Origin of the sequence: Pseudomonas sp. GLN_2 (assembly GCF_043106005.1) — a bacterium.
GTDB classification, from domain to species: Bacteria; Pseudomonadota; Gammaproteobacteria; order Pseudomonadales; family Pseudomonadaceae; genus Aquipseudomonas; species Aquipseudomonas alloputida.
Window position 1 is genome coordinate 36,028 of sequence record NZ_JBICMC010000077.1, and the last position, 26,764, is coordinate 62,791.

At 62.9% G+C, this 26,764-nt stretch carries 23 protein-coding genes; 18 read left to right on the forward strand and 5 right to left on the reverse strand.

Annotated features, from left to right (window positions below; translation table 11 throughout):
* Positions 1–173: 173 nt before the first annotated feature.
* Positions 174–2,084: an AAA family ATPase gene (locus ACF8Q6_RS17105; protein ID WP_392491770.1), complete on the forward strand. Its 1,911-nt coding sequence runs from the start codon at positions 174–176 to the stop codon at positions 2,082–2,084.
* Between the two features lie 37 nt (positions 2,085–2,121).
* Here the strand turns inward: ACF8Q6_RS17105 and ACF8Q6_RS17110 are convergent, their stop codons facing one another.
* Positions 2,122–3,507, reverse strand: a complete 1,386-nt coding sequence (locus ACF8Q6_RS17110) for an aldehyde dehydrogenase family protein (RefSeq protein ID WP_392491771.1) — start codon at positions 3,505–3,507, stop codon at positions 2,122–2,124.
* 107 nt (positions 3,508–3,614) lie between these two features.
* Here ACF8Q6_RS17110 and ACF8Q6_RS17115 point away from each other — a divergent pair, with 107 nt between their 5' ends.
* From ACF8Q6_RS17115 to ACF8Q6_RS17125, 3 genes are all read left to right on the forward strand, one after another.
* A complete protein-coding gene (locus tag ACF8Q6_RS17115; protein ID WP_392491921.1) occupies positions 3,615–4,481 on the forward strand; it encodes a LysR family transcriptional regulator in 867 nt (288 codons plus the stop codon).
* A 126-nt stretch (positions 4,482–4,607) separates the two neighbouring features.
* Positions 4,608–5,051, forward strand: a complete 444-nt coding sequence (locus tag ACF8Q6_RS17120) for a carboxypeptidase regulatory-like domain-containing protein (protein WP_392491772.1) — start codon at positions 4,608–4,610, stop codon at positions 5,049–5,051.
* Between the two features lie 252 nt (positions 5,052–5,303).
* Positions 5,304–5,825, forward strand: a complete 522-nt coding sequence (locus tag ACF8Q6_RS17125) for an acyloxyacyl hydrolase (protein ID WP_392491773.1) — start codon at positions 5,304–5,306, stop codon at positions 5,823–5,825.
* 31 nt (positions 5,826–5,856) lie between these two features.
* Here ACF8Q6_RS17125 and ACF8Q6_RS17130 read toward each other — a convergent pair whose 3' ends face one another.
* Both ACF8Q6_RS17130 and ACF8Q6_RS17135 read right to left on the reverse strand, forming a co-directional pair.
* Entirely contained in the window at positions 5,857–7,983 is a 2,127-nt protein-coding gene (locus ACF8Q6_RS17130; RefSeq protein ID WP_392491775.1) for a TonB-dependent siderophore receptor, read from the reverse strand.
* A gap of 255 nt (positions 7,984–8,238) precedes the next feature.
* Positions 8,239–9,129 carry a universal stress protein gene (locus ACF8Q6_RS17135; RefSeq protein WP_014756665.1) on the reverse strand — a complete coding sequence of 297 codons (891 nt, stop codon included), beginning with the start codon at positions 9,127–9,129 and terminating at the stop codon, positions 8,239–8,241.
* A gap of 125 nt (positions 9,130–9,254) precedes the next feature.
* Here ACF8Q6_RS17135 and hisN point away from each other — a divergent pair, with 125 nt between their 5' ends.
* The 14 genes from hisN to ACF8Q6_RS17205 all read left to right on the forward strand — a co-directional run bounded on the left by hisN (position 9,255) and on the right by ACF8Q6_RS17205 (position 24,453).
* Positions 9,255–10,046 (forward strand): histidinol-phosphatase, encoded by a 792-nt coding sequence (gene hisN, locus ACF8Q6_RS17140; protein ID WP_392491776.1) that lies wholly within the window; start codon positions 9,255–9,257, stop codon positions 10,044–10,046.
* Positions 10,047–10,232: 186 nt separating this feature from the next.
* Entirely contained in the window at positions 10,233–10,964 is a 732-nt protein-coding gene (locus ACF8Q6_RS17145) for a hypothetical protein (protein WP_392491777.1), read from the forward strand.
* A 300-nt stretch (positions 10,965–11,264) separates the two neighbouring features.
* The gene (locus tag ACF8Q6_RS17150; protein ID WP_012052360.1) at positions 11,265–12,221 is read left to right on the forward strand and encodes an AraC family transcriptional regulator; all 957 of its coding nucleotides are present in this window, start codon (positions 11,265–11,267) and stop codon (positions 12,219–12,221) included.
* Between the two features lie 159 nt (positions 12,222–12,380).
* The gene (gene benA / locus ACF8Q6_RS17155; RefSeq protein ID WP_392491779.1) at positions 12,381–13,739 is read left to right on the forward strand and encodes a benzoate 1,2-dioxygenase large subunit; all 1,359 of its coding nucleotides are present in this window, start codon (positions 12,381–12,383) and stop codon (positions 13,737–13,739) included.
* Positions 13,736–14,221, forward strand: a complete 486-nt coding sequence (gene benB, locus ACF8Q6_RS17160; RefSeq protein WP_004576276.1) for a benzoate 1,2-dioxygenase small subunit — start codon at positions 13,736–13,738, stop codon at positions 14,219–14,221. Before benA ends, benB begins: the two co-directional genes overlap by 4 nt.
* Before the next feature lie 72 nt (positions 14,222–14,293).
* Complete coding sequence (gene benC / locus ACF8Q6_RS17165) at positions 14,294–15,304, forward strand: benzoate 1,2-dioxygenase electron transfer component BenC (protein ID WP_010954050.1); 1,011 nt, start codon at positions 14,294–14,296, stop codon at positions 15,302–15,304.
* Positions 15,305–15,495: 191 nt separating this feature from the next.
* Positions 15,496–16,257, forward strand: coding sequence for a 1,6-dihydroxycyclohexa-2,4-diene-1-carboxylate dehydrogenase (locus tag ACF8Q6_RS17170; RefSeq protein WP_392491780.1), 762 nt, complete (start codon positions 15,496–15,498; stop codon positions 16,255–16,257).
* A gap of 57 nt (positions 16,258–16,314) precedes the next feature.
* On the forward strand, positions 16,315–17,643 hold the full coding sequence (locus tag ACF8Q6_RS17175) for an MFS transporter (protein ID WP_392491782.1): 1,329 nt from the start codon (positions 16,315–16,317) through the stop codon (positions 17,641–17,643).
* 29 nt (positions 17,644–17,672) lie between these two features.
* A complete protein-coding gene (gene catA, locus ACF8Q6_RS17180; RefSeq protein WP_392491783.1) occupies positions 17,673–18,587 on the forward strand; it encodes a catechol 1,2-dioxygenase in 915 nt (304 codons plus the stop codon).
* 146 nt (positions 18,588–18,733) lie between these two features.
* Complete coding sequence (locus ACF8Q6_RS17185) at positions 18,734–19,933, forward strand: benzoate/H(+) symporter BenE family transporter (protein WP_392491784.1); 1,200 nt, start codon at positions 18,734–18,736, stop codon at positions 19,931–19,933.
* Between the two features lie 54 nt (positions 19,934–19,987).
* A complete protein-coding gene (locus tag ACF8Q6_RS17190) occupies positions 19,988–21,238 on the forward strand; it encodes an OprD family porin (protein WP_392491785.1) in 1,251 nt (416 codons plus the stop codon).
* 74 nt (positions 21,239–21,312) lie between these two features.
* Positions 21,313–22,392 (forward strand): metal-dependent hydrolase, encoded by a 1,080-nt coding sequence (locus ACF8Q6_RS17195; RefSeq protein WP_392491786.1) that lies wholly within the window; start codon positions 21,313–21,315, stop codon positions 22,390–22,392.
* A gap of 68 nt (positions 22,393–22,460) precedes the next feature.
* Positions 22,461–23,372 carry a LysR family transcriptional regulator gene (locus tag ACF8Q6_RS17200; RefSeq protein WP_004374343.1) on the forward strand — a complete coding sequence of 304 codons (912 nt, stop codon included), beginning with the start codon at positions 22,461–22,463 and terminating at the stop codon, positions 23,370–23,372.
* Between the two features lie 100 nt (positions 23,373–23,472).
* Entirely contained in the window at positions 23,473–24,453 is a 981-nt protein-coding gene (locus ACF8Q6_RS17205; protein ID WP_392491788.1) for an LLM class flavin-dependent oxidoreductase, read from the forward strand.
* 43 nt (positions 24,454–24,496) lie between these two features.
* Here the strand turns inward: ACF8Q6_RS17205 and ACF8Q6_RS17210 are convergent, their stop codons facing one another.
* Both ACF8Q6_RS17210 and ACF8Q6_RS17215 read right to left on the reverse strand, forming a co-directional pair.
* Positions 24,497–25,594, reverse strand: coding sequence for an alkene reductase (locus ACF8Q6_RS17210; protein WP_014756675.1), 1,098 nt, complete (start codon positions 25,592–25,594; stop codon positions 24,497–24,499).
* A gap of 95 nt (positions 25,595–25,689) precedes the next feature.
* Complete coding sequence (locus tag ACF8Q6_RS17215; RefSeq protein WP_392491790.1) at positions 25,690–26,700, reverse strand: aldo/keto reductase; 1,011 nt, start codon at positions 26,698–26,700, stop codon at positions 25,690–25,692.
* Between the last annotated feature and the right edge of the window lie 64 nt (positions 26,701–26,764).

Here is a 26,764-nt window from a genome sequence, read left to right on the forward strand (position 1 = left end):
CTGCCGGCCTCTTCGCGGGCTCGCCCGCTCCCACAGCGCCAGCATGGTTTCGTGAATCGCACGTTGCCTGGGGGGCGGGCAAGTCCGCGAAGAAGCCAGCCCAGGCAACACTGAGCCCAGCATTCCACGCCGAAAGTTGCTATCGTGCCGCCCTGATTTCACCCGAGGTGCCGATGTTCTACCTGCCTTTGCCCAGCGACCAGGCCGACCGCCTCGCCAGCGCAGCCGTTACCGAGTTCTTCACCACCGCCAGTGTGCTCGATGCCGCTGCCGTGCTGTTCGTGCAAAACCTGCCACGCCAGCCTGCCACCGCGTCGGCCGACGCGCAGGAGCGTCGGTTCGCCGAAATCGTGCGCATCGCAAACGAAGTCGAAGGTGTCGCTCCCGGGCGCTTCCAGGCCCAGGTAGCGCAGCACTTCGATCGCGAAGCGTTCGCCATGGGCCTGGGCATGCTGGGTGAAAACGGCATTGCACTGCTGTCGGCCGAAGTGGAGTACCAGACGGACGAGTTGCTGGATGACGAAGGCCAGTGGAACTTCCAGTTCGCCGACCGCTACCGCCAACGGGCCACGCCGCTGCACCCGGTGTACCTGCCGTCGCTGGCCAGTGACTTGATGCTCAGCGACCAGCAGAACCGCCTGCTGCGCGAATTCCTCAGTGGCGTCGACGAGTCGGTGGCTGTGCAAGGTTTCGCCGGCACCGGCAAGACCTTCCTGATTCACCAGTTCGCCCGGCTGCTGGAGCCACAGCGCACCTTGCTGCTGGCCCTGACCGAAGGGCAGTTGCGCGCGCTGCAGGCGCGGGTCAAGGACGCTGCCGCCTACACCGCGCTGACCTTCGGCCAACTGGCTGACGAGCTGCTCAATCGCGACCTCACCAGCAACGGCTGGCGATTGCGCGATCCATACCGCACCAAGCTGTCCTGGCGGCCCCAGGAAGCGCAAGTGGTGCGCTGGCTGGCCATCCCTGATATCGGCCCGCTCGCAGCGCGTGACGTGGTTGCCTTGTGCATCCGCGCCGTGCGCACGTTCTGCCACAGTGCCGATACCCAGCTTCAGCTGCACCACTTGCCCTGGGCCGGGCCGGGCACCTCGCCGCTGGATCAGGAGGTGCTGCTGGAAAAGGCGCGTCTGTACTGGCAAGAGCTGATTCGCCCGTCGGCGCGGGACATTCAGCTACCGGTGCGTGACTACCACCGGGTCAAGCTGCTGTCGCTGACCGAGCATGTGATCGACAGCCGTTACACCCATGTCATCGTCGACGAGGCCCACGAGCTGTCGGCACCGATGCTGGCGGTACTCGATCGCAGTCCGCAGTCGATCATTACCCTGGGTGACGAACTGCAAAACCTCAATGGCCTGAGCCCGCACCATGGCAGCTTCATCCGGCAACGCTGCATTGACCATTCACTGCGCGCCGGGCCGGCAATGGACAATGTGCTCAACCCGCTAATCCAGGCGCACCCGGCCACGATCCAGGCGGCCTTCAGTGGCAATGCCGAGCACTACACCCGGGTCAGTTTCTTCGATACGGTGGTGGTGCCGGAACAGCCCACGGCGCTTATCGTCGATGATGAATGGGGCCTGTTTGGCTGGTTCCAGCGCCTGACGCATCAGGGGGTGCCGTTCTTGTTGCTGAAAAGCGCTCGCAAGGACTTTGAACTGTTCGTCGAGGACTGCATCGAGCTGTACCGCTACGGCACCCGGCCGCGCCACCCGATGCTGTTCCGCTATGCCAGCTGGCAGGCGCTGGAACAGGACAAGGGCGATGACAAAGCGTTCGTCGCCGTGGCCAATATGCTGCGCAAGGGCTACACGACGGAGCACTTTGCCAAGGCCAAGAGCCGTTACCGCTGGGACAAGGCGCCGAAGCTGTTCCTGGGGCGAGTACGGGATGTGAAGAACATGGAGTTTGCCCGGGTGATGGTGTCGCCGGAGCTGATGGTGGCGCCACAGGTGGCGGGTAACCGCAATGAACGGGCGCGTATGCTGGCGGGGTTGTATACCGCCTGTTCGCGGGCGCGGCATGAACTGATCGTGCCGGGGGGGATGCTGGACTGGGTCAAGGACCAGGTTCGGGATTGACGCAGCTGGGGCTGCAAAGCAGCCCCAGGGTCATGAATCAGTTACGGTCCAGCCACACCGTCTGGGCATTGGTGAACTCGCGCACACCAAAGTGCGACAGCTCACGGCCGAAACCACTCTTCTTCACGCCACCAAACGCCACGCGGGGGTCGGAAGCGCAGTAGCCGTTGATGAACACGCCACCGGTGTCCAGCGCGGCGGTCATGCGTTCGGCCAGCGCATAGTCGGCTGTGTAGATGGTCGAGGCCAGGCCAAACTCGCTGTCGTTGGCCAGTTCTACGGCATGGTCGGCATCGCGTGCAGTGATGATCGCCGCTACCGGGCCGAACAGCTCCTGCTTGAACGCGGTCATGTCCGGGGTGACATTGGCGAACACGGTCGGCGCGTAGAAGTTGGCCACGCCTTCGACCTTGTTGCCGCCCAGCAGCAACGTGGCGCCTTCGGCCAACGTCGCCTGAACCTGGCCGTCCAACTCGTCGCGCAGGTCATAGCGGGCCATCGGGCCGATGTAGGTGTCGTCCTCCAGCGGGTTGCCGACTTTCAACTGACGAGTGGCTTCAACGAACTTGTGGGTGAACGCGTCGACGATGCTGGCTTCCACGATCAGGCGCTTGGCAGCGGCGCACACCTGGCCGGTGTTCTGGTAGCGCCCTATCACCGCGGCCTGGACGGCAGCATCCAGGTCGGCATCGGCCAGCACGATGAAGGGATCGGAGCCACCCAGCTCCAACACGCACTTCTTCAGCGCGGCGCCGGCCTGTGCACCAATCGCCATGCCGGCACGCACGCTGCCGGTCAGGGTCACGGCGGCGATGCGCGGATCGTTGATGGCGCGGGTGACACCATCCGGGGTCACGTTCAGCACCTCGAACACGCCTTCCGGCAGGCCGGCATCCTTGAACAGCTCACCCATCAGGTAGGCGCTGCCCATTACGTTCGGTGCGTGCTTGAGCACGTAGGTGTTACCCGCCAGAATCGCCGGCACGGCGCCGCGCAGCACCTGCCAGACCGGGAAGTTCCACGGCATCACGGCCAGGATCGGGCCCAGCGGGCGGTATTCGATACGGGCTTTTTCGACCTGGGTCGGCTCGGCGGCGAGCATGGCCGGGCCGTGCTCGGCGTACCAGCGGCACAGGCCAACGCATTTGGCGACTTCACCACGGGCCTGGGCGATCGGCTTGCCAATTTCGCGGCTGATCATGTGCGCGAAAGCTTCAGCCTTGGCTTCGAGGGTGTCGGCCAGGGCCAGCAGGTACTCGCTGCGCTGACCCAGCGACACCTGGCGCCACTGGCGGTAGCCAACCTTGGCGCGTTGCAGCGCCGCTTCCAGTGCGGCGTCGGTGTCGAACGGGTAGGCGCCGATCTGCTCGCCGCTGTACGGGTCGAGGGAGATGGCGTGGGTCAGGCTGCTGATCGCGCTCATGGCGGGACACTCTCGATGTTGTTAATCAGTGAGGCCAGACTAGTGGGCTATGGCTTTAATGAAAACTGAATAATAATGAGTGAAACATTCACGTTTGGAGAATGCCTGTGGACTTGGTGCAACTGGAGATCTTCAAGGCCGTGGCAGAGCAGGGCAGCATCAGCGCCGCCGCGCAGCACATCCATCGGGTGCCGTCGAACCTGACCACGCGCATCAAGCAACTGGAGGAGGACCTGGGTGTAGAACTGTTCATTCGGGAGAAGAGTCGCCTGCGCCTGTCGCCTGCGGGTTGGAACTTCCTCGAATACACCCGGCGCATCCTCGACCTGGTCCATGAGGCGCGGCTGACCGTGGCGGGTGAAGACCCGCAGGGCACCTTTGCCCTCGGATCGCTGGAAAGCACGGCGGCGGTGCGCATCCCGGCGTTGCTGGCCGTCTACAACCAACGCTACCCCAAGGTAGACCTTGACCTGTCCACCGGGCCCTCCGGGACCATGCTCGAAGGCGTGTTGTCTGGCCGCCTGGTGGCTGCGTTCGTCGACGGCCCGGTGCTGCACCCGACGCTGGAGGGCATTCCGGTGTTCGAGGAAGAGATGATGGTCATTGCGCCGCTCAACCATACACCGGTGACCCGCGCCCAGGACGTGAACGGTGAAAGCATCTACGCCTTCCGTGCCAACTGTTCATACCGCCATCACTTCGAAAACTGGTTCGTGCAGGACCAGGCGGTACCGGGCAAGATCCACGAAATGGAGTCGTACCACGGCATGTTGGCCTGCGTCAGTGCGGGTGCCGGCCTGGCCATGCTGCCGCGTAGCATGCTCGACAATATGCCCGGGTGCAGCACCGTCAGCGCCTGGCCAATGTCGGAGGACTTCCGCTATCTGAAAACCTGGCTGGTATGGCGACGGGGAACGGTCTCGCGCAGCTTGAGCATGTTCGTGAAGTTGCTTGAAGAAGGCCGCGCAAGCTGATGTTTTCGCAAGATAACCTGATTATCTGAAGTGAATTTCATCTCCATGACCAGGCATCAGCACGAACACCCCTTCGCTGGGAGGATCAGATAATAGGTAAGCCATCCTTGAAAGGAGGGTCGTACCATGCGTAACCATCACTATGCGCTCGGCGCTGCCTTGCTGATCACCCTGGCCCTGCCATGGACCCTGGCCGCCGCTGCCGACCTCAATGCCCCCATCGACATGCAGGCCGTGCAGTTGCAACCGCAGGAGCAGAATGGCGTGCGCTACCTGCAGGGCGGTATCGGCCAGGACGAGGCCAATGCCCTGCGCAAGACCACGGGTTATGACCTGCACGTAGAGCTTTCGACCGGCCCGGAAGGCAAGTTCCAGAGCGGGGCCACCGTCGATATCCAGAATGCCCAGGGCCAGCCCGTACTCAGTGTCAGCGATGCCGGGCCGCTGCTGTATGTGCAATTGCCTCCCGGTAAATACAAGGTCATTGGCAATGCCCAAGGTCAGTCGGTGCAGCAGTGGGCGGCCGTGACGGGCAAGGCCCCCACGACCGTTAACCTTAATTGGCGTTGATGAAAAGACGGGCAGGAGTACACCTGTACTCCTGCCTGGGTCAGGTCACGCCTCGCGAATGCCTGTGCCCGGCAGGCACATCTTTACCGAGTGTTTTAGCCAATAGTGGCAATACACTTCCAACTTTCTGATTATCTGGACAATAATCAGAAAAGTATTACTTCGTATGACCGGTCTGGATGCACCGGTCTGCGCAAAACATCGAGGGGCCCAAGCCCCCGCTTGCCGTGTAGACCATCAGGAGAGTCGTTGATGAAAAACCGTCTAGCCGCTTCGCTGGCCGTTGCAGTGCTGGCCTTTGCCGGGGCCGATCTGGTCCAGGCAGCGCAGATATCAGGCGCCGTGGGCGCCACTGGCCAAGGTGACATGACGTACCGTATTGGCCTGTCGTTCGACTGGGACAAGACATGGCTGGAAAGCAGCACCGGCCATGTGAGCGGTTACTGGGATGCGGCCTACACCTATTGGGAAGGTGGCGATGCCAGTGGTGCGCATTCGCTGTCGTTCAGCCCGGTGTTCACGTATGAGTTCAGCGGCTTTACCTATACGCCTTACATCGAGGCAGGCATTGGCCTGGCAGCGTTTTCAAAGACCGACGTGGGCGACCAGCGACTGGGGTCGGCGGTCAACTTTGAAGACCGTATCGGCTTTGGCCTGAAGTTGCCGGGAGAACAGAAGGTAGGCATCCGTGCCATGCACTACTCCAACGCCGGGATAAAGCAGCCAAACGACGGCATCGAGTCGTACTCGCTGTTCTATAGCACAGCGTTCTGACATTACGGGGCCGCGGCGCGGCCCCGGCAATTCAGAAGGTATAGGAAACGCCGGCCTGCACCGTGCGCGGTGCGCCGGGGTATACGTAGCTGTTGAACGCGCCCTCGTCATACCCCTTGTTGAACACGTTTTTCACGTCCAGATTCAATCGCACGTGTTCGTTGACCTTGTAGAAGCTCAACAGGTCGACCACGCTGTAGCGTTCCATCGTGTAGGTGGCTGCCGATGTCTGCCCGGCACGGTCGTCTACGTACTTCACGCCTACGCCCAGGCCAAGGCCTTTGACCAGGCCATCCTGGAACTCGTAAGTGTTCAGCAGGCTGAAGGTGTTGCGCGGGATATTGGCCAGGCGCGTTCCCTTGGGCAGGGTGGTGTCCTTGGTGACTTCGGCATCCACGTAGGCATAGCCGCCGATCATGCGCCATTCGGGTGTGAGGTTGCCGGCGACGTTGATGTCCAGGCCACGGCTGCGCACTTCGCCGGCCGCGATCTTGTAAGTACCAGTAAGGTCGCTTGGGTCGTTGGTCAATACGTTTTCCTTGACGATGTGGTAGATCGCCGCGTCGACACTCAACTGGCGGTCGAGTGACTCCCATTTCACACCCAGCTCATAGGACTTGCCCTTTTCCGGGTCGAAACCACCGCCACTGGCCGGCGTGCCCGTATTGGGTTTGAACGAGCGTGCGGTGTTGGCGTAGACCGCCAGGGTATCGGTCAGGTCGTAGATCAAGCCAAGGCGGGGTGTGACGCCGTTTTCGCCCTTGCTGAAATCGCCGGCATTGTTCAGCTTGTTGTCATAGTCATGCTCGAAACGCTCGAAGCGCACGCCTGCCAATGCCTTCAACCGCTCGGTCAGGGCTACTTGGTCCTGAATGAAGAACGCCCAGGTCTGCAGGTTTTCCTTGTCCCAGGTGGTGGTGCGGTTCAGGGCCGGACGCGGCTGGCCCAGTACCGGGTTGTAGATGTCGATCGGGTAGGCTGCCGAGGAACGCTGGATGATCGAGTTGTAGTCGTAGTTCTCGTATTCGACCCCGGTCAACAAGGTATGGCTGAAATTGCCGGTGTCAAAATGCCCGGTCAGGTTCAGCTGCCAGTCGCGGTCGGTCCACTCCAGCTTGCGGTAGTTGAAGTTGCGCTGCAGCGTGCGTCCATCTGCCGGTGCGCCGTCGGCTTCGACAGCGTTGCCCTTGAGCGAGCCATCGAGGAACTGGAACCCGCCAGCCAGCGACCAGTTGTCATTGAGCAGGTGCTCGAAACGCACCTGCGCCATGTTGTTGTCATTGTGCAGCAGGTTGTCGCTGCCTTTTTCCCAGATATAGGTATCGCGCGAGGCGCTGCCGGTCTGGGTGGGGTAGCGGGTCAGGCCGCGATCGAGGGGGTGGTTGTTGCGCATGAAATCGCCTTCGAAGGTGATCTTCGTGGCGTCATTGACCTGCCAGCTGATGACCGGGGCGACATCGTAGCGTTCGCTTTCGACATCGTCGCGGAAGCTGTCGCCGCCTTCACCCAGTACGTTCAGGCGGTAGGCGAGCGAGCCGTCCTGGCTCAGCGGCCCGGTGGCATCGAGGGTGGCACGGTGCATGCCCTGGTCATCGAACTGGCTGCCAAGGGTGACCTTGGACTCCGGCAACGGCTGCTTGCTGACCACGTTGAACGTACCGCCGGGGTCGCCACGGCCGTACAGGCTGCTGGCCGGGCCACGGATGACCTCCAGTCGTTCGACGGTGTTGGCATCCGGGGCGTTGGGGTAGCCGCGGTTGATCGGAAAGCCGTTGCGATAGAACTCCCCGGTCGTGAAGCCACGCACGGTGAAGGTTGTCAGGCCCTGGCCACCGAAGTTGTTGGCGCGGCCGACACCACCGGCGTAGTCCAGGCCGTCCTGCAGGCGCGTGGCGCCCGTGTCTACCAGCACATCCTTGGGCACCACGCTGACCGATTGCGGGGTTTCGTGCAGCGCCGTGTCGGTGCGGGTGGCACTGGCCGAGCGGGTGGCCTTGTAGCCTTCGACCGGGCCGTCGGCGCGTTCGCTGTCGGCAGTACTGGTGATGCTCAGGGCCTGGAGTTCGACCTGGTTAGGGTCGCTGAGCGTTTCAGGCTCGGCAAAGGCCAGCGGGGAGACAGCATGAAGCACACAAAGCGAAACGAACGTGCGGCGCATCGACGGTACGGTCCTTGAATAGGGCGCTAAGGGCTGGGTCGGGAAATGCCGCGAACATACTACGAATCATTATCAAATGCATTAATTTTGAGTGGCACTGGTGTACCAGAAACCAAGGAAGATCAAGCGTCAGTGACAACAGTGCCTGCAGGCACCTGCGAAGGGGCCGACAGGTTAGAAACTGCTCTGTGGCTGGAAGTGCCTCTTCGCAGTACAAGGTTATTCCTGCCTGGCCCCTGGGCAGGCTGCTGAAGCTCAGCGAACAGCCTTGATCGCCAGCACATTGCACAGCGGGTGTTCCAGCACATGCGCCGTTGTCCCGCCCAGGAATGTCTGCATGGCGTCATGCCGGTGGCTGCCCATGACGATCACGTCCACCCGGTTGTGGCCGACGAACTGGGCAATGGCCCTGATCGCGGCCCCTTCGAGGAAGTGCCGACGCTCCAGCGGGATCTGGTGATGGTCGCCCAGGCGGTTGAACGCCGCCCGCTGCGCGGTTCGCACACTGCTGTCGAAGCCGGGCATGGTGACCGTACCGGCGCCGAAGTCGGCGATGTGGGTCTTGGCCGCGTCGCACACATGCAGCAGGTGCAGCTCGGCGTTGCACTGCAGGGCCAGGTCATGGGCGCAGTGGATGACCTGCTCGTCCAGGTGCTCGCCAGCGCCATGGCTGTTCAGGTCCACCGCGGCAGCGATCTGCCGTGGCAGGGGCAGGCGAATGTCGCTGACCAGATGCACGGCGACCGGGCTGTCCTTGAGCAACTGCCAGTCCAGCGGCGTGACCAGCAGGCGTTTGAGTACGGGCTCGTGCTGCACGTCCTTGACCAACAGATCGCAGCCCAGCCGTTCGACCCGTTCCAGTACGCTGCCCAGCGGGTCGCGGGTCAACAACAGCTCGGTGGACACGTCCACACCGGCATCGCTCAGCTGTTCGGCCTCATCCGCCAGCCATTGGCGGTTGTCGCTGAGCAGCCGCTCACGCTCACGACCATCGCTCATCAAGCCAAAGGTGTCGACGTCGTCGACGAACACATTGATATCCAGCAGGGCACCGCTGGACTCTGCCAACGCCGCTGCGCGTTGCAGCGCAGGCGTATGACGCATTTGCGGGCCGAGCATGACGAACAGACGTTTGAACTGGCTCATCGCACACCTCCACGTGTGGCAGCCCCCCGGTAACCTGATCATGTTCAGTCTAGACTGCCGCAGCGTACACCGGGGCGATGTGTCGGGTATGATGCGTGCCCCATCATTGTCACGAGGCCCGTCCCATGTCCCTGAGTGCTGAACAGATCGTTGCGTATCGCGCCTTTGCCGAGCAATTGGCCGATGCTGCCGCTGCAGCGATCGCGCCGTACTTCCGCGCCAGCCTGGATGTCGAGGACAAGGGCGGGCGTCTGTATGACCCGGTGACCGTGGCCGACAAGGCCGCTGAAGACGCCATGCGTGAGTTGATCCAGGCACGTTACCCCGAACATGGCATTCTTGGCGAAGAGGCCGGTGTTGCAGTGGGCAGCAGCCCGTTGACGTGGGTGCTGGACCCGATCGATGGCACCCGCGCCTTCATTACCGGCTTGCCGCTGTGGGGCACCTTGATCGCCCTGAACGACGGCACACAGCCGGTGGTGGGGGTTATGAACCAGCCGTTCACCGGCGAACGTTTCGTGGGTACCCCGGCAGGTGCCTGGCGCAGTGGCACGCCCCTGAAGACACGTGCCTGCGCCGACCTGTCTGCCGCCACGCTGATGTGCACCACGCCGGACATGTTCGACACCGCCGAGCGCAAGGCGGCATTCGAAGCGGTCGCCGGCAAGGCGCGGTTGATGCGTTATGGCGGTGATTGCTATGCCTACTGCATGCTGGCCTCGGGATTTGTCGACGTGATTGTAGAAGCGAGCCTTCAGCCGTATGACGTTCAGGCGCTGATGCCGATCATCGAAGGTGCGGGTGGCGTGATCACGGCATGGGATGGCAGTTCGGCGCAGGATGGCGGGTGCGTGGTGGCCTGTGGTGACCCTGCGCTGCATGCGCAGGTGCTGGAGATGCTGCGCCACGCCATGTGATCCGGGCTCGTCGGCCCTGGCCTCTTCGCGGGCGAGTCCCTTTTTGGGGGAGCGGGTTCACCCGCGAAGAGGCCGCCACAGGTTTGCATTCTCTCCAGCCACCGCACTTTTTCCCATTTTCGGGCTCTATGCTTGGCCAGGCCGCGCTGACTCCCAGCGCAGCCGCCGAATATCGACCCGGTGCCGATGGTTGCAAGCTACCCGAATTTCCTCCCCCGCCTGCTACTGACAGGTGCCCTGGCATGCCTGTGCGCCTGTACGCAGCAGCAGGGCCGTGACATGGTCAACCAGCTCGGCAACGGCAAACCCAGCGAGCTGTTCCAGACCAGCGTCGACCGCCTGGCCACGCTGTCGATGCGCGACAACCTGCAAAGTCTGTACCTGCTGATGAACAAGCTGTACCTGCGCAACCCCAGCCAGTGGAAGATGTCTGGCTACGTGGACGCCGCCACCGCCGAGCGACAGATCCGCATTGCCATCGAACAGCGCCGGCCGCTGCCACAACTGGGCAACCGCCGTGACCTGGCGGCATTGAGCTACGCCCTGAGCCCGGAGTTTCGTGGGGACCGGGTCGGCGCCTTCATCTACGCCATCGGCAGCATGCTGATCACCGCGCATGGCGGGCGTACCGAGTTCTACATGACCGATACCATCGACCCCCTGTTCGTCAACAACGCCGCGCGCAATATCGAGAAGGCAACATGGATGCTCAGCCAGCGACAAGATGCCAATGGGGTGTTGCTGCTGTTCTCGAACGAGATCTCGGAGGAGGGCAGCAACCTGAGTTTTGCCGTTGAGTTCGGCAAGATCGTCGCGCGGCTGGACTTGCTGGCCGAGTTGCTGGATGAGCGTTATCGGCGCATAGGCTTGAACTACGCGCAGAGCCTGTTGCTGATGAACTTCCTGCCGGTGCAGTGAATGACGGTCGTTGCAGGAGCGCTTGGTCCGCTGTCATGTGCAGGCCATGCGAGCACCGGAAGATAGCGTTCGATAAACGAACACTCATGGCGCCGCACCTGTCCGCTATCCGCCCAGCCAATCCCATCGTTGCATTGCCCAACCCCCGCCTTTTTGCTGTAGTGTCCCCTATCCGCCGGCTGTCGCCTGCCCCTGCGACGCGCTGCCAGCCCGATAGAATGACCGTGATGACCGCAACCACAGCCCACAAGGCGGTAGGGCGCGGCGACCAGAACAATAACGATACCGAGTGCCTTGCCTATGGAAAGCCGCCTGCTGAGCGAGCGCAGTAGCGTGTTTCACCACGCCGACCCTTACGCTGTGTCCGATTATGTGAACCAGCATGTAGGCCAGCATTGCATCGGTCTGTCCCGCACCACCCACCCCCAGGCTAGCCTCAGCCATCGCAAGTTCGCCGAACTCGACCTGTGCCGTATCAGCTATGGCGGCAGTGTTCGCGTGACGTCGCCCGCGCTGGAAACCATCTACCACCTGCAAGTCTTGCTCAATGGCAACTGCCTGTGGCGCGGACACAAGCGCGAGCAGCACCTGGTGCCGGGCGAATTGCTGCTGATCAACCCGGACGACCCGGTTGACCTGACTTACTCGGAAGACTGCGAGAAGTTCATCCTCAAGGTGCCAACCCGGCTGCTGGACTCGATCTGCGATGAACAGCGCTGGCAGCGGCCTGATGGGGGCGTGCGGTTCTTGCGCAATCATTACCGGCTGGATGAACTGGATGGCTTCGTCAACCTGCTGGCCATGGTTTGCCACGAGGCGGAAGTGAGCGATTCGCTGCCAAGAGTGCAGGGCCATTACAGCCAGATTGTCGCCAGCAAGCTGCTGACCCTGATGAGCACCAATATCCGCCGGGAGAGCCTCAGCTCACCGGGTGCAAGCCTGGAGCGGATCATCGACTACATCGACCGCAACCTTAAGTTCGAGCTGACAGCGGAGGCGCTGGCGGAGCAGGCGTGCATGAGCCTGCGCTCGTTGTATGCGCTGTTCGACCGGCACCTGCAGACCACACCCAAGCAGTACGTGCGACAACGCAAGCTGGAACAGGTGCGTGCCTGCCTGGGTGATGCCAGTTGCTCGGTACGTAGCGTGACCGAACTGGCCATGGATTATGGTTTTCTGCACCTCGGGCGTTTTTCCGAGGTGTATCGACAGCAGTTTGGCGAGTTGCCGTCCGAAACCTTGCGCAACCGGCGTTAAACCGTACCGGTCTCTCGCGGGTACGCCCGCGAAGAGACGCTTGAACCTGTCACCTCAACCTGCACAAAACGGATAGCACCCCGCACAAACCGGATATTGCGACCCAATCCCAGCCTCTAACCTGACCAGGTCTAAACAATAACAAGGGAGACCCTGGCCATGTCCCTGGGATTCGACTACCTCAATGCCATGCTCGAGGACGACCGTGAAAAGGGTATCTACCGCTGCAAGCGGGAGATGTTCACCGACCCACGGCTGTTCGACCTGGAGATGAAACACATCTTCGAGGGCAACTGGATCTACCTGGCCCACGAAAGCCAGATCCCCGAGAAGAATGACTTCCTCACCCTGACCATGGGGCGCCAGCCGATTTTTATCGCGCGCAACAAGGACGGTGAGCTCAATGCCTTCCTCAACGCCTGCAGCCACCGCGGTGCCATGCTGTGCCGGCACAAGCGCGGCAACCGTTCCAGCTACACCTGCCCGTTCCACGGCTGGACGTTCAACAACAGCGGCAAACTGCTGAAGGTGAAAGACCCCAGCAACGCCGGCTACCCCGACAGCTTCAACTGCGACGGCTCCCACGACCTGACCAAGGTGGCACGCTTCGAGTCGTACCGGGGCTTTTTGTTCGGCAGCCTGAACGCCAACGTGAAACCGCTGGTCGAGCACCTGGGCGAGTCAGCGAAGATCATCGACATGATCGTCGATCAGTCGCCTGAAGGCCTGGAAGTGCTGCGCGGTGCCAGCTCGTACATCTACGAAGGCAACTGGAAGCTCACCGCCGAAAACGGCGCTGACGGCTACCACGTAAGCTCCGTGCACTGGAACTACGCCGCCACCCAGAACCAGCGCAAGCAGCGCGAGGCGGGTGACGAGATCAAGACCATGAGTGCTGGCGCCTGGGCCAAGCAGGGCGGCGGTTTCTATTCCTTCGACCACGGCCACCTGCTGCTGTGGACCCGCTGGGCCAACCCGGAAGACCGCCCGGCCTATGAGCGCCGCGACCAACTGGCCGCCGACTTCGGCCAGGCGCGCGCCGACTGGATGATCGAAAACTCGCGCAACCTGTGCCTGTACCCCAACGTGTACCTGATGGACCAGTTCAGCTCGCAGATCCGCGTTGCCCGGCCGATTTCGGTGAACAAGACCGAAATCACCATCTACTGCATCGCGCCGAAAGGCGAGAGCGCCGATGCCCGCGCCAAGCGTATCCGCCAGTACGAAGACTTCTTCAACGTCAGCGGCATGGCCACCCCGGACGACCTGGAAGAATTCCGCTCGTGCCAGACCGGCTATGGCGGCGGCACCGGCTGGAACGACATGTCCCGCGGCGCGAAACACTGGGTCGAAGGCGCCGATGAGGCAGCCAAGGAGATTGAACTCGAACCCCTGCTGTCGGGCGTGCGCACCGAGGACGAAGGCCTGTTCGTGCTGCAGCACAAGTACTGGCAGGACACCATGATCCAGGCCCTCAAGGACGAACAGCAGCTGATCCCCGTGGAGGCCGTGCAATGAGCCTGTATGACACCGTGCGCGACTTTCTCTACCGCGAAGCGCGCTACCTGGACGATGCCCAGTGGGACCAGTGGCTGGAACTGTACGCCAGCGATGCCAGCTTCTGGATGCCGAGCTGGGACGATGACGACACCCTCACCGAAGACCCACAAAGCGAGATCTCGCTGATCTGGTACGGCAACCGTGGCGGCCTGGAAGACCGCGTGTTCCGCATCAAGACCGAGCGCTCCAGTGCGACCGTGCCCGACACCCGCACCTCGCACAACATCAGCAACATCGAGATCGTCGAGCAGGGCGAGGGCAGCTGCCAGGTGCGCTTCAACTGGCACACCCTGAGCTTCCGCTACAAGACCACCGACAGTTACTTCGGCACCAGCTTCTACACCCTCGACCTGCGCGGCGAGCAGCCGCTGATCAAGGCCAAGAAGGTGGTGCTGAAGAACGACTACGTCCGCCAGGTCATCGACATCTACCACATCTGATACAGGGTTTTGCGAGCATTGCCCGGTGCGTCTTGTGACGCGCCGTGGCTCGGCTCGCCCGCGAGGTGCAACATGAGCTACCAGATCGCACTGAATTTCGAAGACGGAGTTACCCGTTTCATTGAAGCCACCGGCCAAGAAACCGTGGCCGACGCCGCTTACCGCCAAGGCATGAACATTCCGCTGGACTGCCGTGACGGCGCTTGCGGGACCTGCAAGTGCAAGGCTGAGTCCGGTCGTTATGACCTTGGCGACAACTTCATCGAAGACGCCTTGAGCGAAGACGAAATCGCCGAAGGCTACGTGCTGACGTGCCAGATGCGCGCCGAAAGCGACTGCGTCATCCGCATCCCGGCTTCGTCGCAGCTGTGCAAGACCGAGCAGGCCACTTTCGAGGCCGCCATCAGCGATGTGCGCCAACTGTCGGTCAGCACCATTGCCCTGTCGATCAAGGGTGAGGCCCTGAGCCGTCTGGCCTTCCTGCCGGGGCAGTACGTCAACCTGAAGGTGCCGGGCAGCGAGCAGAGCCGGGCCTACTCGTTCAGCTCGCTGCAGAAGGACGGCGAAGTCAGCTTCCTGATCCGCAACGTACCGGGTGGGCTGATGAGCAGCTTCCTGACCAACCTTGCCAAAGCCGGCGACAGCCTGAGCCTGGCCGGGCCGTTGGGCAGCTTCTACCTGCGGCCGATCCAGCGCCCGCTGTTGCTGCTGGCCGGTGGTACCGGGCTGGCTCCGTTCACCGCGATGCTGGAGAAGATCGCCGAGCAGGGCAGCGAGCACCCGTTGCACCTGATCTACGGCGTGACCAACGACTTTGATCTGGTCGAACTCGACCGCCTGCAAGCGCTGGCGGCACGTATCCCCAACTTCACCTACAGCGCCTGCGTCGCCAACCCGGACAGCCAGTACCCGCAGAAGGGCTATGTCACCCAGCACATCGAGCCACGCCACCTCAATGACGGCGATGTGGATGTGTACCTGTGCGGCCCGCCACCCATGGTGGAAGCGGTCAGCCAGTACGTGCGTGAGCAGGGCATTACCCCAGCCAACTTCTACTACGAGAAGTTTGCGGCTGCGGCCTGACGCCTCCTGATTCAAAGCAATACGCCGACCCTGTGGGAGCGGGCGAGCCCGCGAAGCAGGCAGCGCGGTGGATGGCACGGGTTTCGCCCGTGTTCGCGGGCATGCCCGCTCCCACAGTGATCGCGCAGCCTTTCCGGCTTTGAGCAAGACAATTGCTGCCACAGGGTCTCTCGCGAACTGGAGATTTGCATATGAACAACAGATTCCAAGGCAAGGTTGCCCTGGTCACCGGTGCCGCCCAAGGCATCGGCCGGGGCGTGTGCTGGCGGCTCAAGGCCGAAGGTGCGCAAGTGGTGGCCGTAGACCGTTCCGAACTGGTCCACGAGCTGGCCGGCGAAGGCATGCTCACCCTCACCGCCGACCTGGAGCAACACATCGATTGCGCCCGAGTCATGGCCAGTGCGGTGGAAACCTTCGGCCGCCTCGACATCTTGGTCAACAACGTCGGCGGCACCATCTGGGCCAAGCCTTTCGAGCACTACGATGTCGAGCAGATCGAGGCCGAAGTGCGCCGTTCGCTATTCCCGACACTGTGGTGCTGCCATGCCGCGCTGCCCTACATGCTTGAGCGTGGCAGCGGCGTCATCGTCAACGTTTCGTCCATCGCCACCCGTGGCGTCAACCGTGTGCCCTATGGCGCGGCCAAAGGCGGCGTCAATGCGCTCACCGCCTGCCTGGCCTTCGAAACGGCTGGCCGTGGGATCCGTGTCAACGCCACCTCGCCGGGTGGCACCGAAGCGCCGCCCCGGCGGGTACCGCGCAACAGTGCAGCGCAAACCGAGCAGGAAAAGCACTGGTACCAGCAGATCGTCGACCAGACCCTCGACAGCAGCCTGATGCACCGCTACGGCAGCATCGACGAGCAGGTGGGGGCCATTCTGTTCCTCGCGTCCGACGAAGCCTCGTACATCACCGGCGTGACCCTGCCGGTTGGGGGCGGCGACCTCGGCTGAATTGCAACCTCAAGGCAAAAGTTTTCTTCCAAAACAAAAACAAGAGCGACAGATGCCATGCGAACCCTTGACGTACACCCGATCATCGACAATGCGCGCTTTACCCCGTTTCACTGGATGGTCATGGCCTGGTGCGGCCTGCTGCTGATTTTCGACGGCTATGACCTGTTCATCTACGGTGTGGTACTGCCGGTCATCATGAAAGAGTGGGGCCTGACCCCGTTGCAGGCCGGTGCACTGGGCAGCTATGCGCTGTTCGGCATGATGTTCGGCGCCCTGGCCTTCGGCAGCCTGGCCGACCGCATCGGGCGCAAGAAGGGTATTGCCATCTGTTTCGCCTTGTTCTCGGGGGCGACTATCCTCAACGGCTTTGCCAGCAGCCCGAGCGAGTTTGGCATCTACCGCTTCGTTGCCGGCCTGGGCTGTGGCGGCCTGATGCCCAACGCCGTGGCACTGATGAACGAATACGCGCCCAAGCGCCTGCGCAGCACGCTGGTGGCGATCATGTTCAGTGGCTATTCGCTGGGCGGCATGCTGTCGGCAGGTGTCGGCATCTTCATGCTGCCGCGTTTTGGCTGGGAGTCGATGTTTTTCGCCGCAGCGGTGCCTCTGCTGCTGTTACCGGTGATTCTTTACTACCTGCCTGAATCCATCGGCTTCCTGGTGCGCCAAGGCCGTATCGAGGAAGCACGCTCACTGCTCAAACGGCTGGACCCGGACTGCGATGTCCAGGCCGATGATGTGCTTCAGGCGGCCGACCGTAAAGGCAGCGGCGCTTCGGTGCTGGAGCTGTTCCGCAATGGCCTGGCGATTCGCACCCTGGCACTGTGGGTTGCGTTCTTCTGCTGCCTGCTGATGGTCTACGCCCTGAGTTCCTGGCTGCCAAAGCTGATGGCCAACGCCGGCTACAGCCTGGGCTCAAGCCTGTCATTCCTGCTGGCACTGAACTTTGGCGGCATGGCGGGGGCAATCCTCGGCGGCTGGCTGGGCGACCGCTACAACCTGGTCAAGGTGAAGGTGGCGTTCTTCATTGCCGCCGCACTGTCGATCAGCCTGCTGGGGGTGAACAGCCCGATGCCGGTGCTGTACCTGCTGATCTTCATTGCCGGCGCCACCACCATTGGTACGCAGATTCTGCTGTATGCCGGCGCTGCGCAGATGTACGGCCTGTCAGTGCGCTCTACCGGCCTGGGCTGGGCCTCGGGCATCGGCCGTAATGGCGCCATCGTCGGCCCGCTGCTGGGCGGTGCGCTGATGGGCATCAACCTGCCACTTCAACTCAATTTCATCGCCTTCGCCATTCCTGGCGCCATCGCCGCGCTGGCCATGGCCGTGCACCTGGCCAGTGGTCGGCGCCACGCCCAGGCCCTGGCGGCGCAGGCCTGAACCGAACAGAACAAGACGAGGTAACCCCTATGACCGTGAACATTTCCCATACTGCCGAGGTACAGCAGTTCTTCGAGGAGGCCGCAGGCTTTGGTAATGCGGCCGGCAATCCACGCCTCAAACGCATCGTGCGGCGCCTGCTGCAGGATACCGCGCGGCTGATCGAAGACCTGGACATCAGCGAAGACGAGTTCTGGCACGCCGTCGACTACCTCAACCGCCTGGGCGGTCGCGGCGAGGCCGGGCTGCTGGTGGCAGGGCTGGGCATCGAACACTTCCTCGACCTGCTGCAGGATGCCAAGGACCAGGAGGCAGGGCGCGTTGGCGGTACCCCACGCACCATCGAAGGCCCGTTGTACGTGGCTGGCGCACCGATTGCCCAAGGTGAAGTGCGCATGGACGACGGCAGCGAGGAGGGCGTGGCCACGGTGATGTTCCTGGAAGGCCAGGTGCTGGACCCGCACGGACACCCGCTGCCGGGTGCCACGGTCGACCTGTGGCATGCCAATACCCGTGGTACCTATTCGTTCTTCGACCCAAGCCAGTCGGCGTACAACCTGCGTCGGCGCATCGTTACCGATGCTCAAGGGCGTTACCGCGCGCGCTCCATCGTGCCATCGGGCTATGGCTGCGACCCGCAGGGGCCAACCCAGGAATGCCTGGACCTGCTCGGCCGTCATGGTCAGCGCCCGGCCCATGTGCACTTCTTTATCTCGGCGCCAGGGTACCGGCACCTGACCACGCAGATAAACCTGTCGGGGGACAAGTACCTGTGGGATGACTTTGCCTATGCCACACGGGACGGGCTGGTCGGGGAGGTGATGTTCGTCGAAGGGCCGGAGGGTCGGCATGCCAAGTTGAAGTTCGACTTCCAGTTGCAGCAGGCCCAGGGCGGTGCCGATGAGCAACGCAGCGGGCGGCCGCGGGCTTTGCAGGAGGCCTGATCCACCGAGTGGGCTGTTTCGCGGGCATGCCCGCTCCCCCAGGTGAAGCCTGTGCAGTCGTTGTGGGAGCGGGCAAGCCCGCGAAGCAGCCAACACCCAAACAAGAGCCCGCCACAAAGGCCGGCCGCTGCCTTGCGAGAAGCTTCATGAAAACGCTGATCAAGGACTGCTCTGTGTCGGCCATCGTCGCCGGCAGCATTGCCACGACGATCTCCTACGCCGGCCCGTTGGTGATCATTTTCCACGCCGCCGAAGCGGCCGGCCTGTCGCACCAGCAGTTGTCGTCCTGGGTTTGGGCCGTGTCCATGGGCAGTGCCGTACTCGGTGCGCTGCTCAGCCTGCGCTACCGCGTGCCGGTAGTGATCGCCTGGTCGATCCCGGGGTCGGCCCTGTTGGTCACCGCCTTGCCGCAACTGGGCCTGGAGCAGGCCGTGGGTGCCTACCTGGTGGCCAACCTGGTCCTGCTGCTGATCGGCATCAGCGGGGCCTTCGACCGCATCATCGCGCGCCTTCCGGGCTCTATCGCTGCCGGTATGCAGGCCGGGATCCTGTTCAGCTTTGGCATCGAGGTGTTCCGCGCCTTGCCGGTGCAACCGCTGCTGGTACTGGCGATGTTCGTCACCTACGTGCTGATGCGTCGGGTGCAGCCGCGCTATGCCGTGGCTGCGGTGCTGGGCGTGGGCATGCTGGTGACCGTGGCCAGCGGTACGTTGCGCACCGAGGCACTGGTGCTGGAACTGGCCTCACCCCAGTGGGTCACCCCCCAGTTCAGCCTGTCGGCGGTATTCAGCCTGGCGCTGCCGATGGTGCTGGTGGCGCTGACCGGGCAATTCATGCCGGGTATGGCGGTACTGCGCAACGCTGGCTATGCCACGCCGGCCAGCCCGCTGATCAGCGCCAGTGCCCTGGCTGGGGCGCTACTGGCGCCGTTCGGTTGCCACGGGCTGAACCTGGCGGCGGTTACCGCCAGCCTGTGCACCGGCCATGAAGCCCATGAAAACCCGCAACGGCGCTATGTGGCCGCGGTGGCTGGCAGTGCGTTGTACCTGCTACTGGGCATTGCCGGGGCGACCTTGATGTCGCTGTTCGCCGCCTTTCCCGCCGTCCTGATCGCGGCCCTGGCCGGTTTGGCCCTGTATGGCGCCATCAGCGAAGCCCTGGTCCGCAGCCTGGCAGAACCGGCCGAGCGCGACGCCGGGCTGTTCACCTTTCTGGTCACCGCTTCGGGGGTGGCTTTCCTGGGCCTGTCGGCGGCGTTCTGGGGGCTGCTGTTCGGCCTGCTGGCGCACGCGCTGCTGAGGCTGCGCCAGCCGAGTGCCCGGGAGGTGCTGCGCCGTACCCCATGAACTGCCGTGTTTCCAACGCTTTACCCATAAAAACAAGATCAAGAGAGCTTCGGAATGAACCACACCCCTTGCGTTGCCCTGGGCCTGACATTGCTCAGCCAGCCACTGCTGGCTGCCGAAGGCGGCTTCTTCGAGGACTCGAAGGCCACCCTGAGTGCCCGTAACTACTACTTCAGCCGCGATTTTTCCGACATTGTCGGGGCCAACAAACAGTCCAAGGTCGAGGAGTGGGCCCAGGGTTTCATCCTCGACTTCAAAAGTGGCTACACCCCGGGCCCGGTCGGTTTTGGCGTGGACGCCCTGGGCTTGCTGGGCATCAAGCTGGACAGCAGTCCAGACCGCACCAACACCGGCCTGTTGCCGGTGCATGGCGACGGCCGTGCTGCCGATGAGTACAGCCGCCTGGCGCCGACCTTCAAGGCCCGGATATCAAAAACCGAACTGCGTGCAGGTGAACTGCAACCGAACCTGCCGGTGCTGACCTTTAGTGATATTCGCCTGTTGCCACCCACCTATCAGGGCCTGAGTTTGAGTTCGTCGGAAATCGACGGGCTGGCTATGCAGGCCGGGCACTTGAAAAGTACCCACCTGCGCAACGAAGGTGGCGACGGCAAGATGAACGCGATGCTTGGCCATGTGCCGATGCGACAGGCCGAAAGCGACGCGTTCAACTATGTGGGTGGGGACTATGCGTTCAATGCCAACCAGAGCAGCGTCAGCCTTTGGTACGGTCAGCTGGAGGACATCTACCAACAAGGCTTTGTTGGCCTGAAGCACAGCAAACCCGTCGGGGACTGGGTACTCAGCGCCAACCTGGGGTATTTCACCGCGCGTGAGCAAGGCGATGCGCTGCTGGGCAACATCGACAACCAGGCGTTCTTCTCGCTGTTCACTGCCCGGCACGGCGGGCACAGCTTCCATGCCGGCTACCAGGGCATTTATGGCGATAGCCCGTTCCCACGGGTATTCGCCAACATCTCGCCGTTGGGCAACGAGGTGCCGACCTATGAGTTTGCCTACACCGACGAACGCTCGTACCAGGTGCGTTACGACTACAACTTCGCCGCCATGGGCGTGCCGGGCCTGACAGCGACCGTGCGCTACATAACCGGTAACAATGTCGATACCGGGCTGGGTTACGAGGGGCGTGATCGCGAGCGTGATCTGGATATCGGCTATGCGGTGCAGAGCGGGGCACTGAAAGGGTTGGGGATTCGGGTGAGGAATGCCATGGCGCGCTCCAACTACCGCAGTGATATCGACGAGAACCGCCTGACGCTGGTGTACACCTGGCAGCTGTTCTGAGCCATTCAGGAGAATTGCGCATCAGGGGTGTATGGGGGTAGCGTGCGGAAACGACTCTTTCAGGAATCCCCACCTTGGACTCCATCACCCAAGCCGTACTTGGCGCGGCGCTGCAAGGGACCGTGCTCGGGCGCATCCAGGGCCGACGCTCGCTGCTGTACGGTGCAGCACTGGGCACGCTGCCGGACCTGGATGTGATCATTCGCTATGCCGACCCGGTGTCGCAGATGACTTATCATCGCGGCTTCTCCCACTCGTTGTTCGTGCTCACCGGCCTGGCCTTGCTGTTGGCCTGGCTGGTCAACAAGCGCTGGCCCGGAAAGGGGTATACCTTGCCCAGGCTTTTTTTGGCGTTCTGGCTGGTATTGGTAACCCATCCGGTGCTCGACGCCTTCACGGTTTACGGCACGCAGTTGTTCTGGCCTTTGCACACCACCCCTGAAAGCTGGGCGGCGGTGTTCATTATCGACCCGGTCTACACCGTGCCGCTGCTGGCTGCGGTGGTCTTCACCCTCATGAAGGGCGTGACCCGCAGGGCTACCCGCCTGCTGACCATGGCCCTGGTGTTCAGTACCTGCTACCTGGGTTTCGGCCTGGCGGGGCGCATGGCTGCCGAGCAGCGTTTCCAGTCGGCACTGGACCAGCAAGGTATCGTCGTGAGCGAGGTGCGTGCCGTGCCGATGGCATTCAACAGCCTGGTCTGGCGGGTGTTGGCCAAGACCCCGGATGGCGATTATTACGAAGGCATCAGCAGCGTGCTCGACCAGCAACCCCCCGAAATGCAACGCTTGTCGCGCAATCTGGAACTGGCGCAAGCACTGAACAATGACCCTTTGCACCAGCGCTTGCGCTGGTTCACCGATGACTGGCTGCGTTATGACCAGATTGGCGACGCACTGGTGGTCACCGACCTGCGCATGGGTATCCCGGGGAATTACACCTTCCGTTTCAACATGGCTCAGCGCGATCATCAAGGGCAGTGGAGGGTCGGTGTACCTTCGCCGTGGCGAGGCAGCGGGCCTGGCTCGCTGTTCAACGCTCAAGAGCTGATGCTTATCTGGCAACGCATTGTCGACCAGCAGCCGCCACTGCCGCTGGCTAACTGGACCGATCGCTACCTCGGGCAGACGGAAGCTGCAAGGCAGCCCCACTAGATCAGGAACCTTGCATTGCCTGAAATCGCACCCATCTATGGCGGTTCGATCAGCGTCAGGAAAACACCATGGAACCCAACCGCTTCGGCGACATCGCCGCTTTCGTCAGCGCCGCGAAGGCCGGCAGCTTCACCGCTGCGGCTGCCAGCCTGGGCCTGACGCGTTCAGCGGTGGGCAAGAGCATCGCCCGCCTGGAAGCCCGCATGGCGGTGCGCCTGCTCAACCGCACTACGCGCAAGCTGAGCCTGACCGATGAAGGCCTGGTGGCGTTCGAGCGCTGGCGGCAGATTCTGGATGACCTGGACGAGGTCGAAAGCACCATGGCCCTGCGCCGCGGCAAGCCCACTGGCACCCTGCGCCTGACCGCACCGCTGTCGCTCGGGCAGCGCCATGTATTGCCTATCCTCGACCAGTACCTCAAGCAATGGCCCGAACTGCGGGCGGATATCCGCTTCACCGACCGTTTCGTTGATCTGGTCGAAGAGGGCGTGGACGTCGCCGTGCGCATCGGTGCACCTAAGGAAGACTCGCAATTGCTGACGCGCACCGTCGCCTGGCAGCAGTTCGTGACCTGTGCATCGCCTGCGTATCTGGAGAAGCGCGGTGTGCCGCAGATGCCCGGCGACCTCTATGGTCATGACAAGATTGCCTTCCTGGCGGGCGAGAAGGCCATGCCCTGGCGCTTTCACACAGAAGCGGGGCTGCACCTGTGCGAAGATCCCGGGCGGCTGAACATCGACAGTTCCGAGGCCATGCTTGACGGCGCCCGGGCCGGTTTCGGTCTGATTCACCTGCCTACCTATATCACCGGTGACGACCTGCGCGCTGGCAATCTGGTGGAGGTACTGCACGCCTACCGCCCCCCGGCAGACCCCATTCGCATCGTCTACCCAAGCAAGCGCCACCTGTCCCCTCGGGTACGCGGCTTCATCGACTTGTTGGTGGCCAGCTGGGAGCCGGGCGTGCCTTGGGAATACTGATTGGGGAATGCCAGGCCCCTATGCCGGGCCTGAAACTGGGTTTATCGCTGGCGGCGCAGCATGGAAACTGGCAGCCATTGATAATCCCTCTGGAGACCCCATGACTGCACTGTCCGTACTGGATCTGGTCATGATCGGCGAAGGCAAGACCTTCGCCGATGCGATCGAAGAATCCCGCCAGCTGGCGCGGCATGTCGAGCAACAGCACTACAGCCGCTACTGGATCGCCGAGCACCATGACATGCCGGGCATTGGCTCGGCTGCCACTTCGCTGGTGATCAACGAAATCGCCAATGCCACCCGACACATTCGTGTTGGGGCTGGCGGCATCATGCTGCCCAACCATGCGCCGTTGGTGGTGGCCGAACAGTTTGGCACCCTCGATACATTGCACCCGGGCCGTATCGACCTGGGCCTGGGCCGTGCGCCAGGCACGTCCGGGCCGACCGTGCGTGCATTGCGCGGCGCCGCGCCAGAGCGAGATTTCAGCCAGGACATCGCCGAGCTGCGTGATTACCTGGCGGACAACGGCAAACGCCGGGTGCGCGGCGTACCGGGTGCGCACGATGTGCCGGTGTGGATCCTCGGTTCCAGCCTGTTCGGTGCTGACCTGGCGGCGAAGCTGGGCCTGCCTTATGCCTTCGCCTCGCACTTTGCCCCGCGTTACCTGCTGCAGGCCATTGCCCATTACCGCGCCAACTTCCAGCCTTCCGCGCAACTGGCCAAACCGTATGTGATGGTTGGCATGAACCTGTTCGCCGCTGCCAGCGATGCTGAGGCGGACTACCTGGCCAGCTCCCACCGCAAGTGGATGCTGGACCTGCATGTCGGGCGCTTTGGCTTGCTGCCCAAGCCGCAAGAGGGTTACATCGAACGCTTGCCGGAACACGAGCGCGCCGTGCTCGAGCAGGTGATGGCCTGCACCGTAGCCGGAGGGCCTGAACGGGTGAGGGAAGGGCTGCGCTCGCTGATTGAGCAGACCGGGGCGGACGAGCTGATGATCGACTGCCGCATCCATGACCCGCTGGCGCGGCAGCGGTCACATGCCTATGCAGCGCAGGCGTTGGCTGAACTGGGCTGACACGAAAAAAAAAAGGGCGCCCGCAAGAGCGCCCGTTTTTGCATCAAGCCTGCTTCAGGAACGGATAATCCGTATACCCCTCAGGCCCATTGGCATAATCGAACTTCGCCCGGTGCTCATTCAACGGCGCTTGCAGCCGCAGACGCTCCACCAGGTCGGGGTTGGCAATGTAGGCGCGCCCGAACGCCACGGCATCGATCAAACCCCGCCCGATGAGGTCTTCGCCTTTCTCGGCGGTATAGGCACCGGCCGCGATGATCACCCCGGGGTAGGCGGCGCGAATGGCCTGGCGGAACTCGTCACGCAGTGGCTTGCCGCCGGCCCAGTCCGGCTCGGACAGGTGCAGGTAGGCGAGGTTGCGCTTGGCCAGTTCGCGGATCAGGTACAGGCCGGCGGCTTCCTGGTCTTCGCCATTGTCCACACCATTGAAACCACCCAGCGGGAACACGCGAATACCGACCCGGTCGGCGCTCCAGTTGGCAATGGCCGCATCCACCGCCTCCAGCACAATGCGCGCACGGTTTTCAACGCTGCCGCCGTAGCGGTCTTCGCGCTGGTTGGCACTGGGGGTGAGGAACTGGTGCAGCAGGTAACCGTGGGCGGCGTGCAACTCGATGAAGTCGAAGCCGGCTTCACAGGCGTTGATCGCGGCCTGGCCAAAGTCGGCGACGATGCCAGCGATCTCCGCTTCGCTGAGTGCCCGGGGTGCGGAGGTTTCCACGCGCGTCAGGTTGCCTTGCGCATCACGCAGGGTGGTGCGTGCGTCCGCCGGCAGCGCCGAAGGGGCCACGGGGGCCTCGCCGCCAGGTTGCAGCGAGGTATGCGACACCCGCCCGGTGTGCCACACCTGCACGGCGCTGTGGCCACCATCGGCATGGATGCCTTGGTTGATGTGCTTCCAGGCAGCGATCTGCTCGGTGCTGTGAATGCCGGGCGAGCCAGAATAGCCCTTGGCCTGGAAGGAGATTTGCGTGGCTTCAGTGATGATCAGGCCAGCACTGGCGCGCTGACGGTAGTACTCGGCCATCAGCGCGGTGGGTACATCACCCGGCTCCAGGCTGCGCAGGCGGGTGAGGGGGGCCATGAATACACGGTTGGGCAGGGTGAGGGGGCCGATTTGCAGCGGTTGCAAGAGTTTCATTGCAGCTCCAGAGGTGGAAAACCAATGGTGCGCACGATACCGAGGTGATTGGGGAAAGGGGGGACCGGGAGCCCGGCTCAGGGCTCCCCAATGCGTCAGCTGCGCGTCAGCCGCCCACTCACATAATGCGCCACGTCATTGAAGCCCGGCGTGGACGCATGCCCTGGCGTCACCAACGAATCGATGAACGCCTCATCCTCCGCGGTAATCTTCACCGCCAATGCGCCGCCATAGGTATCCCACTGTTCCTCGGTCCGCGGCCCGACAATCGCCGAACTGACCCATTGGTTATTCAACACCCAGGCAATGGCGAATTCGACAATACCCACCCCCTTGGCCTCTGCGTACGTCTGAATCTGCCGGGCAATAGTCAGCGACTCCTGGCGCCACTCCACTTCCATGATGCGTTTGTCCTGTCGCCCTGCGCGGCTGCCGGCGTCCGGCACCGCGCCCGGCGCATACTTGCCGCTGAGCACGCCCCGGGCCAGCGGGCTGAAGGGTACGACGCCCAGACCATGGGCGGCGGCGGCCGTGAGCTGTTCGGGCTCGGCCTGGCGGTTGACGATGTTGTACAGCGGCTGGCTGACTACCGGCCTGGGCACACCAAGGCGCTCGGCAACATGGCAGACCTCGGCAATGCGCCAGCCACGGAAATTGGACACCCCCCAGTAGCGGATCTTGCCCTGGCGCAACAAGTCGCCAATGGCCTGCACGGTCTCTTCCAGCGGTACCTTGTGGTCTTCGCGGTGCAGGTAGTAGATGTCCAGGTAGTCCATACCCATGCGGGTCAGCGTGGCATCCACGGCATTGAAGATGTGCTTGCGCGACAACCCGCTGCGGTTAGGCAGGCCGTCGGCCGGGCCGAAGCCGACCTTGCTGGCGACGACCCAGTCATGGCGATGGCGCGCCACGGCTTCACCGACGATTTCTTCCGAGCGCCCGGCGTTGTAAACGTCGGCGGTGTCGATGAAGTTGATGCCTTGGTCCCAGGCCTTGTCGATAATGCGCAGGGCATCCTCGGTACGGGTCTGCTCGCCGAACATCATGCTGCCCAGGGTAAGGGCGGAAACCTGCAGGCCACTGTGGCCGAGGGGGCGGTAGATCATGCGCGTGGGTCCTTATGCAGTCGGCTGACCTGCCTGTTTTACACACAACCGGGATGCATTGAAA

Bases quoted from the DNA above. Each gene is read 5' to 3' on its own strand.
- ACF8Q6_RS17145 (WP_392491777.1), top strand. From the start codon at position 10,233: ATGGTTGCAAGCTACCCGAATTTCCTCCCCCGCCTGCTACTGACAGGT.
- ACF8Q6_RS17110 (WP_392491771.1), bottom strand. From the start codon at position 3,507: ATGAGCGCGATCAGCAGCCTGACCCACGCCATCTCCCTCGACCCGTAC.
- ACF8Q6_RS17120 (WP_392491772.1), top strand. From the start codon at position 4,608: ATGCGTAACCATCACTATGCGCTCGGCGCTGCCTTGCTGATCACCCTG.
- ACF8Q6_RS17175 (WP_392491782.1), top strand. From the start codon at position 16,315: ATGCGAACCCTTGACGTACACCCGATCATCGACAATGCGCGCTTTACC.
- ACF8Q6_RS17190 (WP_392491785.1), top strand. From the start codon at position 19,988: ATGAACCACACCCCTTGCGTTGCCCTGGGCCTGACATTGCTCAGCCAG.
- benA (WP_392491779.1), top strand. From the start codon at position 12,381: ATGTCCCTGGGATTCGACTACCTCAATGCCATGCTCGAGGACGACCGT.
- ACF8Q6_RS17200 (WP_004374343.1), top strand. From the start codon at position 22,461: ATGGAACCCAACCGCTTCGGCGACATCGCCGCTTTCGTCAGCGCCGCG.
- ACF8Q6_RS17210 (WP_014756675.1), bottom strand. From the start codon at position 25,594: ATGAAACTCTTGCAACCGCTGCAAATCGGCCCCCTCACCCTGCCCAAC.
- hisN (WP_392491776.1), top strand. From the start codon at position 9,255: ATGTCCCTGAGTGCTGAACAGATCGTTGCGTATCGCGCCTTTGCCGAG.
- ACF8Q6_RS17170 (WP_392491780.1), top strand. From the start codon at position 15,496: ATGAACAACAGATTCCAAGGCAAGGTTGCCCTGGTCACCGGTGCCGCC.
- ACF8Q6_RS17150 (WP_012052360.1), top strand. From the start codon at position 11,265: ATGGAAAGCCGCCTGCTGAGCGAGCGCAGTAGCGTGTTTCACCACGCC.
- benB (WP_004576276.1), top strand. From the start codon at position 13,736: ATGAGCCTGTATGACACCGTGCGCGACTTTCTCTACCGCGAAGCGCGC.
- ACF8Q6_RS17125 (WP_392491773.1), top strand. From the start codon at position 5,304: ATGAAAAACCGTCTAGCCGCTTCGCTGGCCGTTGCAGTGCTGGCCTTT.
- ACF8Q6_RS17130 (WP_392491775.1), bottom strand. From the start codon at position 7,983: ATGCGCCGCACGTTCGTTTCGCTTTGTGTGCTTCATGCTGTCTCCCCG.
- ACF8Q6_RS17215 (WP_392491790.1), bottom strand. From the start codon at position 26,700: ATGATCTACCGCCCCCTCGGCCACAGTGGCCTGCAGGTTTCCGCCCTT.
- ACF8Q6_RS17205 (WP_392491788.1), top strand. From the start codon at position 23,473: ATGACTGCACTGTCCGTACTGGATCTGGTCATGATCGGCGAAGGCAAG.
- ACF8Q6_RS17105 (WP_392491770.1), top strand. From the start codon at position 174: ATGTTCTACCTGCCTTTGCCCAGCGACCAGGCCGACCGCCTCGCCAGC.
- benC (WP_010954050.1), top strand. From the start codon at position 14,294: ATGAGCTACCAGATCGCACTGAATTTCGAAGACGGAGTTACCCGTTTC.
- catA (WP_392491783.1), top strand. From the start codon at position 17,673: ATGACCGTGAACATTTCCCATACTGCCGAGGTACAGCAGTTCTTCGAG.
- ACF8Q6_RS17135 (WP_014756665.1), bottom strand. From the start codon at position 9,129: ATGAGCCAGTTCAAACGTCTGTTCGTCATGCTCGGCCCGCAAATGCGT.
- ACF8Q6_RS17185 (WP_392491784.1), top strand. From the start codon at position 18,734: ATGAAAACGCTGATCAAGGACTGCTCTGTGTCGGCCATCGTCGCCGGC.